Origin of the sequence: Arcanobacterium pluranimalium (assembly GCF_016907845.1) — a bacterium.
Taxonomy (GTDB): Bacteria; Actinomycetota; Actinomycetes; order Actinomycetales; family Actinomycetaceae; genus Arcanobacterium_A; species Arcanobacterium_A pluranimalium.
Genome location: NZ_JAFBCS010000001.1, coordinates 2,036,256 through 2,051,391, shown reverse-complemented (window position 1 = coordinate 2,051,391; position 15,136 = coordinate 2,036,256). Strand labels below are relative to the sequence as shown.

Here is a 15,136-nt window from a genome sequence, read left to right as displayed (position 1 = left end):
GCTGATTTCAGCGTTTTTGTTGTGATCCCTGATCAGAGAGGTACCGGATGGCGGCATGACGTATCAGACGCCGATCAATCTTGCCTGATCCTGTGAGTGGCCAGGTAGATGCCGATGCGAGTGATTGAGGCTGCCGTGACGGAGAGGTGTTGCGTAGAGCAGGGGAATTGTGAAGCGGGCTTGGGGATGGGCTGAGCGGGTTGGGGGATGGGTGCTGTGAGCTTTGAGATGAATCACTGTGTGCTGCTGAAAGCACATCTGCTAAGTCAACCATGTGCTTGGGAACCCAGCCACGCTCGAGTCGTTCGCTCAACGCGCGGCGAAGATCATCGTGTGGAAAGTGCGTTTTCAGCACAGCGACCGAGCATTCGCCCCACGTTACGTCAGGAATGCCGAATACCACGGCTTCAACACCAGCAGTATCATAAATGGCGTCTTCGATAACCTGTGGAATCACGGTAAGACCACCGGTGGTGATGGCATCGTCAATACGTCCAAGTACTTGGAGTTTTCCCTCTTTCCAGCAGCCAAAATCGGCGGTTTCGTGGGTGCGAACTGAATTACTCTCAGCAAGCGCCCCATGTTCGGACAAATACCCCAAACCAACTACCGAGCCGGTGAGACTGATGCGTCCGTCGTCGTCAATCGATACGGAGGTATCTCCAATGGCGACGCCGTTATAAACGCAACCTCCGCAGGTTTCAGTCATACCGTAGCTGGTCACGACGTTGAGACCGGCGCTGTGGGCGCGCTTCAAAAGGCTATGCGAACTAGCAGCTCCTCCCACAACTATTGCATCAACGACGCGCAAAAGCGCGGCAAGCATTTGCGCATCATCGAGCACACGAAGCAATTGCGTTGGCACAAGTGAAAGATAGAAACGCTGGCCAGAGCGCTTAAGGTCGTGTAGCTGCGTCCAAATTGGGGGAATTGCGTCGTCTGACCGAGAGCGGATCGGAGCGTACACAGGGGTAAAACCGGCCGCGAGCGAGCGAACAACCGTTTGGAAACCAGCGATATGGTGGAGCGGAAGAGTGTTGATCCAGGTTCCCGCACCGCCTAGAAAATCGTGAGTTGCCTGGCCAGAGCAAAGAAGGCTCTCCCAAGGAAGTGCCACAATTTTCCCCTGGCCAGTGGTCGATCCAGACGTGCGCATTAGAATTCCAGTGTTGGGCGCGATATTCAGGTGCGAGAGCTCGGCATACGCAGCTTGGATATCGGTGTGCTCAGGCACCACAAATAGTGGTTGTGGATTATGAGAACGCTCGCGTTGCTCAAGCGCGGCAGCCACTGCACGCGTTACGCGTTCAAGAGCTGCAGCTCCGTTTCCACCCTCCAAAATCTGGACCGCTGGCCGAGTGGCGCGTGCGCTATTTTCGGCTTGCTCACCGGTGCGATCACGCTCTGGCGCAGGCGTTGCAGAGCGTGTATTTTCAAAAGCCGTACTCATGCGTAGTAGGGGTAACCTGACCAGTCGGGAAGGCGTTTCTCGAGGAAAGCATCGCGGCCCTCTTGGGCTTCCTCCGTCATATACGCCAAGCGGGTCGCCTCACCGGCGAATACTTGCTGACCGGCCAGACCGTCGTCGGCCAAATTAAAAGCAAACTTGAGCATGCGGATTGCCTGTGGGGACTTCGTGGACACAATCCGCGCATACTCTAATGCACGTTCTTCGAGCTCAGCGTGGGGAACTGCCTCATTGACCACGCCCCAACGCTCGGCATCAAGAGCCGAGTATTCGCGCGCGAGGAAGAAAATTTCGCGGGCGCGCTTATCGCCAATCTGGCGAGCGAGAAGAGCCGAACCGTAACCCGCATCGAAGGATCCGACGTTGGCGTCGGTCTGCTTGAATCGGGCGTGTTCGATGGAAGCTAGCGAGAGGTCACAAACCACGTTGAGAGAGTGTCCGCCACCAGCAGCCCAACCGGATATTGCGCCAATGATCACCATTCCCGACGTGCGCATCAACCGCTGAACTTCCAAGATGTGGAGTCGGCCGGCCTGAGCAGGGTCAACCGACTCGCGCGTTTGACGGTTGAGTGAGGGATCGTCGCCCCCGCCGTCGTACATATAGCCATCGCGACCACGGATTCGCTGATCGCCTCCGGAACAAAATCCCCACCCGCCGTCGCGCTCTGATGGTCCGTTACCAGTGAGAATCACACTTCCGACGCTGCCGGTGAGTCGGGCGTGGTCGAGAGCGCGATAGAGCTGGTCAACAGTTTCTGGGCGGAAAGCATTGCGCACATGCGGTCGGTTGAAGGCGATACGCACCACCGGCAGGTCAATTTCGCTGGTGATGGAGCCGTCAGCAGCGAATGTACGTTCAACGCCGCGGTGATAGGTGATGTCAGAATCCGGGAATCCGTCGATTGAACGCCAGCGGCGCGGGTCAAAGATTTCGGAGACTTTAGCAGGCAGAGAGTTCATAGTCTCTATTGTGCCATTGGGTTGGTAGGAAGTTCGATTTGGTTTCGAGTGAATTTTGGTGTGGATTTTGCAAGATCTCGATATATATCGAGATCTTGCAAAATCCACACCAGAACGTTGGGTGGGGCGTGGATGCGGGGTCGTATGTGTGGTGGTTGATGAGTGTGGGCTGCTCGGAGCGCTGGCCGGCGCCGGCATGTGATGTGTGGTGCAGGTCGAGAGCGTAGACGTGGTGGCGGATGGTGGAGGTGGGCGCTGGCTGGTCTGGTGTCGCAGATGGCGCGTGGTGGTTGACGAGGGTATGCGGTTGGTGGGCGTTGGGTGTGGTGGCGGGCGGCCGAGCAGGGCACTATTCTGAATATGTGAATAAGACGTGGCATGCCGCAAACGGCACACCGGCCTTGAACCGGTATTTTTCATCTCTATCGGGGTTGGCGTTAGCCAAAGGCGATATTGAACTGCACGCATATGTGTACAACGTGCCCATCACCAAATTTCGTGGCATCACGCAACGCTCTGGCGTGCTACTTCGTGGAGAGAGCGGCTGGGCAGAGGTCTCGCCCTTTTGGGATTATGACGATAGTTACTCGGCGCGATGGCTGCTTGGCGCCATTGACCATGCGGTGCACGGCTTTCCTGCCGGAATCCGCAAAGAAATCCTGGTAAATGCCACAATTCCGGCAGTCGATCCAGAACAGGCTTATTCGATCGCGCAAACTTCCGGCGCACGCACGGCCAAAGTCAAAGTTGCTGATAAAAAGCCATATACCTCGGCTTCGTACATCGAGAATGACCTTGACCGCTTAGCAGCCGTCAGGCAAGCCATAGGATCCGAGGCGAAAATCAGAATTGATGTGAATGCTCGATGGAGCCGCGAGGAAGCCATTGAGCTCATCCCTCGCTACGATATGGCCGCAGGTGGGCTTGAATATGTCGAGCAGCCAGTTCAAACAGTGGAAGATCTGGCCTATGTGCGTAAAAAGGTCGACGTTCCGATTGCTGCAGATGAATCAATTCGCCGAGCCAGCGATCCATTTCTTGTGAAGAAAATGGGTGCGGCAGACGTCGTCGTGCTAAAGAATCAACCACTTGGGGGAGTGCGTCCTACTCTCGAGCTGGCTGCCGAACTGGACATGCCGGTGGTGGTTTCTTCTGCATTAGAGTCCTCGGTGGGACTTTGTGCTGGTCTTGCCCTCGCTGCTGCTTTGCCACAGCTGCCGTTTGCCTGCGGACTGGCCACGAGTTCCTTGTTGCATGAGGACGTCACATCCGAGCCGTTAGTTGCGCACAACGGGATGATGAGCTTGCGTGACGTCGAGCCTGATCTGATCGAAGAGAATTCCGCGCGCGTTCCTCACGATTTGCGCCAGGACTGGATAGCGCGAGTCAATCGAATGTGGGAAATTCTGCGCTTGCAAGGTTTGGTCAATCAAGGCTCGATCATATGGGCTTAGAATAAGTAAAGTTTGATAAATTTTGCTGCACGCTAGGCATGAATTTGGTAGCTGCGCGTAAAGGATCTGGCATCCGCGCGTTGTCGAATTCGAGCCACTAGTTAGTATTTACTGGCACTGATCGGAAAATCTTGCATATGCTCTCTTCAACTATTGCCGCGCGAGAAACTATTGCGACGCTAGTACGCGCCGGTATTCGCACCTTCGTGTTGTGCCCTGGATCGCGCTCGGCACCGTTGGCCATTGCACTGGCTGAAGCCGAGTCAGCCGGAGCTATCCACTTGCACGTTGAGACTGACGAGCGTGTGGCAGGTTTTGTTGCGTTAGGTTTGGGTACGCAAAATATGCCGACGGCGGTGGTCACTACTTCTGGTTCTGCTGTTGCGAATTTGCACCCTGCTGCTGAAGAAGCTCTCCACAGTGGCGTGCCTATTCTTTTTCTCACGGCGGATCGGCCACACGATATGCGCGGAGTGAGAGCATCACAAACTACGGATCACATCGCGGTGCTCGGTGGCTCTGTGCTTTATAGCGTCGATATTCCTACTGATAATCCCAATCGGAAAGCGCTGCGCAATCAACTACAACGCGCGATTCGAGTGGCGCTGGGTATCGGTTACGCGGGCGGGCGTGGTACTGGCCCAGTTCACATCAATATGGCTTTTCGAGAACCGTTGATGGAAGATTCTCGGTGGGAAAACCTCGAATCCGATTGTGGAGTAGCACCCGAATCTGGAGATTCCCGCCAATTGAGCCACAGTTGCGGAACCAACTACACCCAGGAAAAACGCACGGTTATTATCGCTGGTCCGTCGCGCATTCTCGACTCTGAATCTGCTGCGCAAGATTTTGCCGATCTGTTGGGTCAAATTCCGGTGCTGGCCGAGCCGTCGAGCCAGCTGCGGGCAATCGCACAGGCCGTTACTGCCCACCCCTTACTTTTAGCCTCGAAATTGGGCGACCAGATCGAAAGAGCGGTGGTCATTGGCCACCCAACTTTAACTCGTGAGGTATCGCAGCTGCTCTCACGAGAGACGGTGGAAGTTATTGTGGTTGATGAACCTCCCACCTACACCGACGTGTCTGGCAATAGTGCCCAAGTGATTGATTTTGCCGATCTGCCTGCCTGGTTAGACGTCGATGTGCACTGGTACCAGCAGTGGCAGCGCGCTAGTGTGGCGGCGCGGCGTTTCTTATATTCCGCTCCTCTTGAGCTGGATTTTCCTGCCGTTGCGCGCGCGATCTCGAGTTCTGCTTTCCCAACGGTGTTGGGAGCTTCGTCGATCGTACGCGAGGTGAATCTTTATGCGGATTGCCCTGGCAAGGTTTTCGCTGCTAATCGCGGACTCGCTGGGATCGACGGCACTGTTTCTACTGCGTTGGGGATTGCTTTGGCGCGCCGTGAGCCAGTGCGCGTGGTCGTCGGCGATCTGACTTTCATTCACGATTTGGGTGCTTTAGTGCGCACGTGTGGGCAGCGTCAGTGCGCTGATCTTCAGGTTGTGGTGGTAGACGACGCCGGTGGGTCACTTTTCGCCACCCTCGAATACGGTCAGGGCAACGTAGAAATTTTTGACCGCGTATTTCGCACGGCAAAAGAGCTGGATTTTGCCGCTTTTGCGCGCGCATTGGGACAGGGCGTGAGCTTCCGGCGTGCAAGCGGCGATCCGGCGTCGTTGACCGTCGAAATGGATGCTTTCGCAGGCGGGCTGGAGATTTTCTTGATCGAGCTGGGTCGCGATGAGATGTCCGATATGCGCGAGCAGCGGCTGCTTTGGCGCCAACAGATTTTGGATTTGCTCTGAGCGTAACGTTCCCAGCTAACGTACAGGTACTATCCAAGTAGTCCAAAGCTCAACGTGTTTTGCTTAGAGCATGAGTTCGAACAGAGCTGTGCACGACGCAGCTCACAACAACTCTTTGCCAAGCGCATAGCAACTATTAGTGAAACTTTGTGCTCAGAGGCATTGAGGGAACAAACGGAAAGGATTTACGGTGAACGAGGAGAAAACTCATAGCGACGAGCCTATCGAGGTGAATCCACAGAGCCAGCCGGAAAACGTGCCGGAAGAATCGGCTGTGAGCGCGCAACCAGAATCGTTTGTGAAGCAAGATACAGCGCAAACGCACGAGTCCGCTCCAGTATCTTCCTCAATGCCGACGACGCCGCGTCGCGAGGTCGCACAACGTCCCGTTATTGCCAACTACGGTTCGCACGGTGATACCGAGGGTGCGCACAATTCTGAAACTGCTGGCGATACTTCCAGCGCTCGCGATACTGAGATGACTTCCGCACAAGCGCCGCAAGCTACGTCGGCATCTAGCGCATCGGTGCAGGATAATTCGGTAGCGGAATCTGCTCCAGCTCCTGGAGCGATACCAACGATGCCAACCGAGCCGGTGCCAGCCGTGCCAGCGTCGACTGAGTCTATACCAGTTGTATCCGAGTCATCTGCGCCGACATCTGCTATGGCTGGAACGTCTGCTATATCTGGCGCACCTGCACCGATACCTACGAATCCAACACCTGCATGGCAACCCTCAAATGGGGCAACTGCTGCCGCGCCTCAGTCTTCAAATGAGGCAGCTACTGCGGCTCCTCCACTTGGAACAGCATGGATGCAGGCTCCAGCAACAGATACAACTAAGCCCAACGAAAAGAAGAAGAAAAAATCGCATCCCGGTTGGGCCGCACTTGTTGCAGTAGGTGTTGTGGCTGCTCTCGCAGGCGGTGGGATCGGCGTCGGCGCTATGACCTGGCGATACGATGGATCGCGACCGGTGAGTGTGGCGGAGGGTAAGCCCAACGTTAAACCTGTCGTTGATGCAAAAGGTGATACGCCTGATTGGGGAGCGGTCTCCGAGGCTGTAGGCCCATCGGTGGTAGCGATTAATGCAGACTCTCGACGCGGCGAAGCCGCTGGTTCTGGAGTGATTTTTGACAAGTCGGGTCATATTCTCACCAATAATCACGTGATTGCTGGTGCCGAAAAAATAACGGTAACGCTCACCGATGGCCGAGTTATCGAAGCTAAAGTGGCTGGTACGGATCCTGCTACGGATCTGGCGGTGATCACGCTTGCCTCAATTCCTCAAGACTTGACGGTGGCAGCTTTGGGCGATTCTACGCGCGTGAAAGTGGGCGATCCGGTTGCGGCAATTGGAAATCCGCTCGGTCTTTCTTCCACGATGACGACGGGTATCGTGTCGGCATTAAATCGCCCGGTTCAAACCTCCGGCGCTAATGAACAGACAGGTGAACGCACGCGAGTAGTGACTAATGCAATCCAGATTGATGCGGCGGTGAATCCAGGCAACTCGGGTGGTCCGATTTTTGACGCCCAGGGTCGTGTGATTGGCATTGCGTCGTCAATTGCAACGCTTTCAGGAGGAAGCGGGCAGGCTGGCTCGATTGGTCTTGGGTTTGCGATACCGATTAACCTGGCCGAAGATATTGCGAAACAGCTGGTTGAAAAGGGAGTTGCTGAGCATGCGTTCTTAGGCGTGTCGATTGCCGATGGTGTTGCCCAATACAAGGGCACTTCTAAACTGGGTGCCGAAGTGAAGTCAGTGGAAAACGGCACACCGGCAGCTGCAGCTAAATTGCAGGTCGGCGATGTTATTACTGCTATGAACGGGCATCCGGTAACGTCAGCTGCATCCTTGACTGGCTATACCCGCCAGCATCGCTCGGGGGAGAAAGTGACCTTGACTTTCGAACGTAACGGCGATTTGCAAGAAGTGGACGTCACCTTAGCAACTCGCCAGGACGCACAGAAGTAAGCCATACAGAAGTCGGTTATACAGAAATAAGCCGCACAGGAATTAGGCCGCGTAGAAATGCGCGGGACTAGGCATGGGAGCGTGTTGTGATCACAGGGGTGATCACAACACGCTTTCGCGCAAGGTGGGGCTTTCGTGCAGTGACGGTATATCAAATGCGCCCATAATAGGCTCGAACTTGGCTTCGGTTTCAGCTAGTTCTGACGATGGAATCGAATCTGCCATAATTCCACCACCTGCCCATGCCCGGGCTTGGCGATCCGCATCAATTTTGGTGCAGCGCAAAGCCACACACCATTGTCCGAAATTGCCCGACGATACCCAGCCCACCGGCGCACCGTAGCGGTCGCGATCGGTAGCTTCAATATCTTCGATGAGCTTCAGAGCGGTGTTATTTGGGCAGCCTCCGAGCGCTGCTGTGGGATGAAGCAATCCAGCAACGTCGATGATTGAACGAGAATTATGCAGGTCAGCCACCACATCTGTGGCTAGGTGTAGCACATTAGGCAAAGCCAAGACGAATGTTCCGCTAGTAGTGACGGTACCTACCTCGCTAAGTGTATTGACCACAGATTCGACCGCTACTTGGTGCTCGATCTGGTCTTTTTCCGAAGCCACAAGTATTTTTGACTGCTCATCGTGTTCGCTCGTGGAATTTGCATGCTGAGATACCGAGGTGCCGATACCAGCAATGTTTTCGGTGCGATTCGGCAGCGTTCCTGCTAGAACGCGCGCAAAGACGCGTGGATCTTGGGGTGAGGTGATCTCAGAGTCCTCAATAATCGCAGCAGAAGCAGCAAGCATTTCGGGGCTAGCTCCAATCAGCCCGTCAACTGCAAACACCCAGGTGGAGGGGTAGGCTGCGCAGAGCCGATCGACGAGTAGCCGCTCGTCAATATCTGAGTCGGTACGGATATTGAGGGTGCGAGAAAGCACCACTTTTTCGGCTTCGCCAGCGCGAATTTTATTAGTCACCAGCTCGACTTGTGCTTGCCATTCGAGCGGATCGGGAATTTCGGTTACGGCTTCGACTGCAAATGGAGCGAATGTGCTCGCGCTACCTTTGAGAACTGCGTCAAGTAGGGCTCGAGCTTCGGGGGTAAGGGTTTCAAACACATCGCGGTCGTCGGGTCCAATGATGGTCAGCCATGCTTTTCCGCCGCGGCGTCCCACGAGTACCTGCGGAATGATCAAAGTTGAGGCTGCCGGAGAGTGCGTTGAAAAGCTGAATGAGCCAAATGCAAAGAGTCCAGTGCCGGGAGCGCGTACTTCGTCGCGGATTTCCGCCTGCAGTTCAGTCGCGTTCCACCAGGTGGTGAGGTGGTTGAAGCGGCTCGATGCGCCATCATCTTGTTGGGGAACGTGCGTTTCTTGGGCAGCACTTCCCGCGGCGACGACGCCGTCGTCGCCCCGTATCCAGGCCAGCTGCTTGCGTGGCGAAGTTAGTAGCGATCTGAGATTGGGCAGATCGGGTAATGCAGTCGTTTGCGAACGTAGATGTGGGATCGTCAACACAAATAACGATGTTACGTCGAATGGTGATTAAATGCTTAATATGAAGCGAGCGACACTAGCAAAAAATCCACGCGATATTTCAGAAATGTTCGATGAAGTTGCGCGGAAATATGACATCACTAACACTGTTCTCACCGGTGGTTTGATTCATGTCTGGCGCAAGACCACTACGGAAGCGCTGGATATTTACTCAGGAATGAAGATTTTGGATCTCGCTGCGGGCACGGGAACGTCGTCTGCACACTACGCCGATCGTGGTGCAGACGTGGTCGCATGTGATTTTTCGCGCGGAATGATCGAAGAGGGGCGACGCCGCTATCCACATTTGACGTTCGTCGAAGGCGATGCGATGGACTTGCCTTTTGACGACAACTCTTTCGATGCCACCACGATCTCTTATGGACTACGCAATGTGTCCAAGCCGCAGGTGGCTTTGGAGGAAATGCTCCGGGTGACGAAACCGGGTGGAACTTTGCTGGTATGTGAATTTTCACGTCCGTGCAATCCGATATTTAACTCACTCTACAAGTTCTTTTTGGGCACAGCGATGCCGGTAATTTCGGAGGTCTTTTCCTCTGACGCAGCCGCCTACGATTACCTCGCTGAGTCGATTTTAAGCTGGCCATCCCAGGATGAGCTGGCAAAAGACATATCGGATGCTGGTTGGGAGAAAGTCGAGTTTAAGAATCTCACCAATGGAATTGTGGCGCTCCATCGGGCACGCAAAGCGGTGTAATTCTTAACTAAGGACCAAGTGCCTAATTACGTTACATTTTTCTTTCGTAATTCTGCGATTTCTAGGTGTATTCCCTTTTGAAAACAACGTAGACTTCCTCAGGAAGTATGTTCAAAATGGCGTGCAGAATTTTGCTATCAATTTGGAAGCGGTGAACGATGAGTTTCGCTGAGGAAGCGGACGTTGTGATTGTGGGTGCAGGCCCGGCCGGCTCGGCAGCAGCACACTATCTTGGACAGTATGGACTTCACGTGCTCGTACTAGAAAAATCAACTTTTCCGCGCGATAAAATTTGCGGAGATGGATTGACGCCACGAGCCGTTTCAGAACTTATTCGCATGGGATTTGCCATTCCTGAAAATGAAGGCTGGGTGCGAAATTACGGTGTTCGAGCTTACGGCGGTGGCCACACAATCGAAGTGCCTTGGCCAGATCTAGCCTCGCAACCGAACTACGGTACTGCTCGTGCTCGGAAAGATTTCGATCACAAACTCATCACTTTTGCAACGAAGAACTCAGGCGTTGAATTGCGCCAGGGCGTCACTGTTACAGCGCCCGTCATCGATGAGCGTTCCGGCCGCGTAATCGGGGTGAAAGCGCGGCACACTACCGAAGGTGGGCGAGCCGAGGAGTTTAGCATCGGAGCTCGCTTTGTGATCGACGCCGGTGGTGTTTCTGCACGTATTGCAACCGCCGTCGGCAGAGAAAAAATTATGAACCGCCCAATGGGAGTTGCTGTTCGCACTTATTTTGAATCCCCGCTTGCAAGTACCACCATGATGGAATCCCACCTCGAACTGTGGTCAGGAAAGGCGGGCGAATCTGATCTTCTACCTGGTTATGGTTGGGTATTCGCTGTCGGTGACGGGCTCGTCAACGTGGGATTAGGATCGCTTTCTTCCACTGCAAAACCGACGGGCGTTGACTATAAAAAAGTTTTCCAAATGTGGATGAAGAACGTTCCGCAAGAGTGGGGTTTCACCGAAGAAAATCAGCGCGGACCACTGCGTTCGGCTGCATTGCCGATGGCGTTCAATCGTAAGCCTCACTACGCCAATGGCCTCGCTTTAATTGGCGACGCCGGGGGAATGGTTTCTCCTTTCAATGGTGAAGGTATCGCCTACGCACTCGCATCGGGTCGTATCTTGGCTGAGCATATTGCTCAAGCGCTGGGCCGGGGCAGCTTGCGTCAGCAGGATCGCGTGATGTTGGAATATCCGAAAGAAATTCGTGACGAACTTGGCGGATATTACACCTTGGGTCGCGTTTTCGCGGCGCTTATTGAACGTCCAGAGGTTATGCACATCTGCGTAAAATACGGTCTACCTCGGCCAACGCTCATGAAACTGGTTATGAAGCTGCTGTCTGACACCTACGATCGTCGAGACGGTGATTGGATGGATAAGCTCATCACCGCTTTAACCAAGGTGGTGCCGAAGGCGTGATTTGTGTAGTTATTCAGAATTTTTCCACCCAAAGCGATACGCTTAGAGGTGGTCTAATGCGCACGGATGTGCGTTGTTTGAACAATAGGCAAGTGGAGGCTAAATGAACCCCTATGTTCCACTTTTAGTGATGATTATTGCGTCGGCAGTGATCGCTTTTGGCGGTCTCGCAGCTAGCGCAATTTTAGGTCCAAAGAAGTATAACCGCGTCAAGGTCCTCAACTACGAATGTGGCGTTGAAGCTACGCCAAATGCAGGATCGGCAGGACGTTTCCCCATCAAATACTTCCTCACGGCGATGACCTTTATCATCTTCGATATTGAGGTGGTATTCCTCTATCCATGGGCGGTCAGCCACGAGGAACTTGGGCTCTTTGGTCTCATTGCTATGGCATCATTTGTATTCCTGATCACGGTTCCTTTCATCTATGAATGGCGCCGTGGCGGTTTGGAATGGAGTGAATAAGTATGGGTTTGGAAGAAAAGATTCCACAAGGGATCGGCCTGACCACTATGGAAGCCGTGCTCGGTTGGGCGCGTGCTCGCTCACCGTGGCCGGTTACAATGGGTCTTGCTTGCTGCGCAATTGAGATGATGGCATTCGGTGCCGTTCGCTATGACGCATCGCGAATCGGTATGGAAGTTTTCCGTGCTTCTCCGCGCCACGCGGACGTCATGATCGTCTCAGGGCGTGTGAGCCACAAGATGGCACCAGTCGTGCGCAATATTTACGACGAGCTCATGGAACCTAAGTGGGTCATTTCTATGGGTGCATGTGCATCGTCTGGCGGTATGTTCAACAACTACGCTCTCGTGCAGGGAATCGATCACATCGTTCCAGTAGATATTTATCTGCCTGGTTGCCCGCCGCGCCCAGACATGCTCATTAATGCTGTGTTTGAACTGCGTAATCAGCTGATGGAAAAGGCTCCGATTGGCCAAGACCGTATCGACATGTGCAGGGCTGCTGAGGAAGCTGCTTTGAAAGCAGAGCCAGTCGAATTGAAGAAGGGACTCTTGGCATGACCGAAAATATGGACAGCGCTGTAGTACCTTCGGCTGATGCTCAATCAGTCGGGGCTGAGTTCCTCACTGAACGAAGTGGAATGTGGGGCGTCAAGGGTTCAGGCGACACCACTGGATTCTCCGGTCAGCGCGAAGTTATCGCAATTTCACAGCCAGCAACGCGACCTTACGGCGGTTGGTTTGACGCCGTCGTCGACATCATCATTGAGCTTGCGAAAGCTGATGGCTACGACGAAACCGATGTGATCGAAAAGGTCGTTGTTGAACACGGGCAGCTCGTTATCTTCATCAAGCGTGAGCGTCTCCTCGACGTAGCACGCTACCTGCGTGACGATCAAGATTTGCGCTTTGAAATGACGCTCGGCGTATCTGCTGTGCACTACCCCCAGGACAAAGGGCGTGAACTGCACGGTTATTTCCCATTCTTCTCGATCACGCACAATCGCATGATCGCTTTGGAAGTGACGGCTCCTGAGGCAGATCCGCACATGCCATCAATCGTTCCGGTTTACCCAGGTGACGATTGGCCGGAGCGAGAGGCATTCGACCTTATGGGAATCATCTTCGACGGGCATCCCGGTCTGGCGCGTTCGGCAATGCCAGATGATTGGGTAGGCCACCCACAACGCAAGGACTATCCATTGGGCGGAATTCCTGTTGAATACAAGGGCGCCGTCATTCCACCACCGGACACTCGGAGGGAGTACAACTGATGACTCAATCACCTCGTGCAACCAAGCCGCTTAACGAAGAAGAAGCGGCCAAGTACACCTCATTTGACGCCGTCGGTGGAGACTGGGCTTCAATTGCTCGGCAAGCTGAAGAGCTGGGCGAAGAGCACATCGTAATCAACCTCGGTCCGGTTCATCCAGCTACTCATGGCGTGTTGCGCTGCCAATTTGAAATGGACGGCGAGAACGTTAAGGAAATCCGTGCTGCTACTGGATTCTTGCACACCGGTATCGAGAAGAATATGGAATACCGCACCTGGACTCAGGGCGTGGCATTTTGTACTCGTATGGATTATGTGGCTCCAATTTTCCAAGAAGTCGCCTACTGCTTGGCAGTGGAGAAGCTCTTGGGTGTAACTGATCAGATTCCGGAGCGTGCTAGCGCAATTCGCGTGCTGCTCATGGAATTGGGTCGCATTAACTCCCACCTCGTTGCTATAGGCTCAGGTGGTAACGAACTCGGTGCAACCACCATGCTTACGCTGGGCTTCCGCGGGCGTGAGGACATCTTGCGCATTATGGAAGACATCACCGGTTTGCGTATGAATCACGAGTTCATTCGCCCAGGTGGTGTGCTTGAGGATCTCCCAGAGGGCGGCATTGATTACATCCGCGAATTGCTTCCAAAGATTCGCCTGACGATCTCTGAAATGCAAGATCTCACGATGGCAAATCCGATTTTCAAGATGCGTCACGTGGACGTGGCAGTTTCGCCGCTGTCCTCGCTGATGGCGCTATCAATGACTGGTCCATCCGTTCGCGCTGCTGGCGTGCCTTGGGATTTGCGTAAAACGCAGCCATACTGCGGATACGAAAAGTACGAGTTCGATGTGCCAGTTGCTGATAAGGCCGACGCATACAACCGTGTTCAGGTTCGTTTTGAAGAGTGCTACCAGTCGCTGCGGATCATCTACCAGGTTCTGGATCAGCTCGAAAAAACTGCTGGTCAGCCTGTGATGATTGAGGATAAGAAGATCGCATGGCCGGCTCGACTCTCGATTCAATCTGATGGTCAGGGCCAAACTCCGCAGCACGTGCAGGAGATCATGACCGAATCAATGGAATCCCTCATTCACCACTTCAAGCTGGTAACTGAAGGCTTCCGCGTGCCAGCAGGGCAAGTATTCCAGCTCATCGAGCATCCAAAGGGCGTTATGGGTGTGCATTTGGTTTCCGACGGCGGAACTCGCCCATACCGTGCGCATTTCCGCGATGCCGGATTCAATAACTTGCAATCGCTTGGCGTGATGGCCGAAGGTGGCATGCTTGCTGATACGATCGTCGCCCTCGCAATGATCGATCCTGTTATGGGAGGAGTGGACCGCTAATGACCGAGAAATATACCCCCGAAGTTGAGGCTCGTTTGCGCGACGACGCCGCGAAAATCGTTGCGCGTTATCCGCAGTCTCGTTCGGCTATTATGCCGTTGCTCCACCTTATCCAGTCAGAGGACGGCTTTTGCTCGCCGCGCGGAATCGTATTAGTCGCAGATATTCTCGGACTTTCCCGTGCCCAGGTTTCGGCTGTTGCAACGTTCTACTCCCAGTACCGTCGTCATCCAAACGGTGAGTACAACGTTGGTGTTTGTACGAACGCCCTGTGTGCGGTTATGGGTGGTGACATCATCTGGGAAGAGCTCAGTGATTACCTTGGCGTTGGACACGATGAAACCACGCAAGATGGAAAAATCACTCTTGAGCAGCTCGAATGTAATGCTGGATGCGACTATGCGCCCGTCGTCATGGTTAACTGGGAGTTTTTTGATAACCAGACGCCACAGTCAGCCAAAGAAATTGTTGATGATATTCGCGCCGGCAAGGATATTCACCCGACGCGCGGTGCCGATAAGGTCGCCACGTTTAAGGAAATTTCGCGCGTACTCGCTGGTTTTGAAGACGGCCGAGTCGATGAAGGTCCTGCCGCTGGCAAGGCTTCGTTGCGCGGATTGAAGATCGCTCGTGAAAATAATTGGACTGTTCCGCAGCCTAGTGGAGAGGAAAGCAAGTGACCGCATAC

The 15,136-nt window shown here is 54.0% G+C and carries 13 protein-coding genes; 10 read left to right on the top strand and 3 right to left on the bottom strand.

Going from position 1 to position 15,136, the window contains the following annotated elements:
- Window positions 1–7: 7 nt before the first annotated feature.
- Window positions 8–1,450 carry an AMP-binding protein gene (locus tag JOD55_RS08775; RefSeq protein WP_204399609.1) on the bottom strand — a complete coding sequence of 481 codons (1,443 nt, stop codon included), beginning with the start codon at window positions 1,448–1,450 and terminating at the stop codon, window positions 8–10.
- Window positions 1,447–2,430 carry a 1,4-dihydroxy-2-naphthoyl-CoA synthase gene (locus JOD55_RS08770; RefSeq protein ID WP_204399608.1) on the bottom strand — a complete coding sequence of 328 codons (984 nt, stop codon included), beginning with the start codon at window positions 2,428–2,430 and terminating at the stop codon, window positions 1,447–1,449. The genes JOD55_RS08775 and JOD55_RS08770 overlap by 4 nt, the downstream gene beginning before the upstream one ends.
- 239 nt (window positions 2,431–2,669) lie before the next feature.
- On the opposite strand from JOD55_RS08770, the gene JOD55_RS08765 reads away from it, so the two are divergent.
- The 3 genes from JOD55_RS08765 (at window position 2,670) to JOD55_RS09370 (ending at window position 7,667) form a co-directional block, all read left to right on the top strand.
- Window positions 2,670–3,884, top strand: coding sequence for an o-succinylbenzoate synthase (locus JOD55_RS08765; protein ID WP_204399607.1), 1,215 nt, complete (start codon window positions 2,670–2,672; stop codon window positions 3,882–3,884).
- Window positions 3,885–4,021: 137 nt separating this feature from the next.
- On the top strand, window positions 4,022–5,689 hold the full coding sequence (gene menD, locus JOD55_RS08760) for a 2-succinyl-5-enolpyruvyl-6-hydroxy-3-cyclohexene-1-carboxylic-acid synthase (protein WP_204399606.1): 1,668 nt from the start codon (window positions 4,022–4,024) through the stop codon (window positions 5,687–5,689).
- Window positions 5,690–5,879: 190 nt separating this feature from the next.
- Window positions 5,880–7,667 (top strand): S1C family serine protease, encoded by a 1,788-nt coding sequence (locus JOD55_RS09370; RefSeq protein WP_338022242.1) that lies wholly within the window; start codon window positions 5,880–5,882, stop codon window positions 7,665–7,667.
- 102 nt (window positions 7,668–7,769) lie between these two features.
- Here the strand turns inward: JOD55_RS09370 and JOD55_RS08750 are convergent, their stop codons facing one another.
- On the bottom strand, window positions 7,770–9,182 hold the full coding sequence (locus JOD55_RS08750) for a chorismate-binding protein (RefSeq protein WP_204399605.1): 1,413 nt from the start codon (window positions 9,180–9,182) through the stop codon (window positions 7,770–7,772).
- Window positions 9,183–9,213: 31 nt separating this feature from the next.
- Here JOD55_RS08750 and JOD55_RS08745 point away from each other — a divergent pair, with 31 nt between their 5' ends.
- From JOD55_RS08745 to nuoE, 7 genes are all read left to right on the top strand, one after another.
- Window positions 9,214–9,918 carry a demethylmenaquinone methyltransferase gene (locus tag JOD55_RS08745; RefSeq protein ID WP_338022241.1) on the top strand — a complete coding sequence of 235 codons (705 nt, stop codon included), beginning with the start codon at window positions 9,214–9,216 and terminating at the stop codon, window positions 9,916–9,918.
- Between the two features lie 158 nt (window positions 9,919–10,076).
- Window positions 10,077–11,363 (top strand): NAD(P)/FAD-dependent oxidoreductase, encoded by a 1,287-nt coding sequence (locus JOD55_RS08740; RefSeq protein ID WP_204399604.1) that lies wholly within the window; start codon window positions 10,077–10,079, stop codon window positions 11,361–11,363.
- A 103-nt stretch (window positions 11,364–11,466) separates the two neighbouring features.
- Complete coding sequence (locus JOD55_RS08735) at window positions 11,467–11,829, top strand: NADH-quinone oxidoreductase subunit A (protein WP_131281366.1); 363 nt, start codon at window positions 11,467–11,469, stop codon at window positions 11,827–11,829.
- A 2-nt stretch (window positions 11,830–11,831) separates the two neighbouring features.
- Entirely contained in the window at window positions 11,832–12,389 is a 558-nt protein-coding gene (locus JOD55_RS08730) for an NADH-quinone oxidoreductase subunit B (RefSeq protein ID WP_204399603.1), read from the top strand.
- Window positions 12,386–13,102 carry an NADH-quinone oxidoreductase subunit C gene (locus JOD55_RS08725; protein ID WP_204399602.1) on the top strand — a complete coding sequence of 239 codons (717 nt, stop codon included), beginning with the start codon at window positions 12,386–12,388 and terminating at the stop codon, window positions 13,100–13,102. The genes JOD55_RS08730 and JOD55_RS08725 overlap by 4 nt, the downstream gene beginning before the upstream one ends.
- Window positions 13,102–14,448, top strand: coding sequence for an NADH-quinone oxidoreductase subunit D (locus JOD55_RS08720; protein WP_204399601.1), 1,347 nt, complete (start codon window positions 13,102–13,104; stop codon window positions 14,446–14,448). Before JOD55_RS08725 ends, JOD55_RS08720 begins: the two co-directional genes overlap by 1 nt.
- Window positions 14,448–15,128: an NADH-quinone oxidoreductase subunit NuoE gene (gene nuoE / locus JOD55_RS08715; RefSeq protein WP_204399600.1), complete on the top strand. Its 681-nt coding sequence runs from the start codon at window positions 14,448–14,450 to the stop codon at window positions 15,126–15,128. The genes JOD55_RS08720 and nuoE overlap by 1 nt, the downstream gene beginning before the upstream one ends.
- Window positions 15,129–15,136 lie beyond the last annotated feature (8 nt).

Coding starts and splice junctions, on each gene's coding strand:
- JOD55_RS08775 (WP_204399609.1), bottom strand. CDS start 1,450: ATGAGTACGGCTTTTGAAAATACACGCTCTGCAACGCCTGCGCCAGAG.
- JOD55_RS08770 (WP_204399608.1), bottom strand. CDS start 2,430: ATGAACTCTCTGCCTGCTAAAGTCTCCGAAATCTTTGACCCGCGCCGC.
- JOD55_RS08765 (WP_204399607.1), top strand. CDS start 2,670: ATGGTGGAGGTGGGCGCTGGCTGGTCTGGTGTCGCAGATGGCGCGTGG.
- menD (WP_204399606.1), top strand. CDS start 4,022: ATGCTCTCTTCAACTATTGCCGCGCGAGAAACTATTGCGACGCTAGTA.
- JOD55_RS08745 (WP_338022241.1), top strand. CDS start 9,214: ATGCTTAATATGAAGCGAGCGACACTAGCAAAAAATCCACGCGATATT.
- JOD55_RS08740 (WP_204399604.1), top strand. CDS start 10,077: ATGAGTTTCGCTGAGGAAGCGGACGTTGTGATTGTGGGTGCAGGCCCG.
- JOD55_RS08735 (WP_131281366.1), top strand. CDS start 11,467: ATGAACCCCTATGTTCCACTTTTAGTGATGATTATTGCGTCGGCAGTG.
- JOD55_RS08730 (WP_204399603.1), top strand. CDS start 11,832: ATGGGTTTGGAAGAAAAGATTCCACAAGGGATCGGCCTGACCACTATG.
- JOD55_RS08725 (WP_204399602.1), top strand. CDS start 12,386: ATGACCGAAAATATGGACAGCGCTGTAGTACCTTCGGCTGATGCTCAA.
- JOD55_RS08720 (WP_204399601.1), top strand. CDS start 13,102: ATGACTCAATCACCTCGTGCAACCAAGCCGCTTAACGAAGAAGAAGCG.
- nuoE (WP_204399600.1), top strand. CDS start 14,448: ATGACCGAGAAATATACCCCCGAAGTTGAGGCTCGTTTGCGCGACGAC.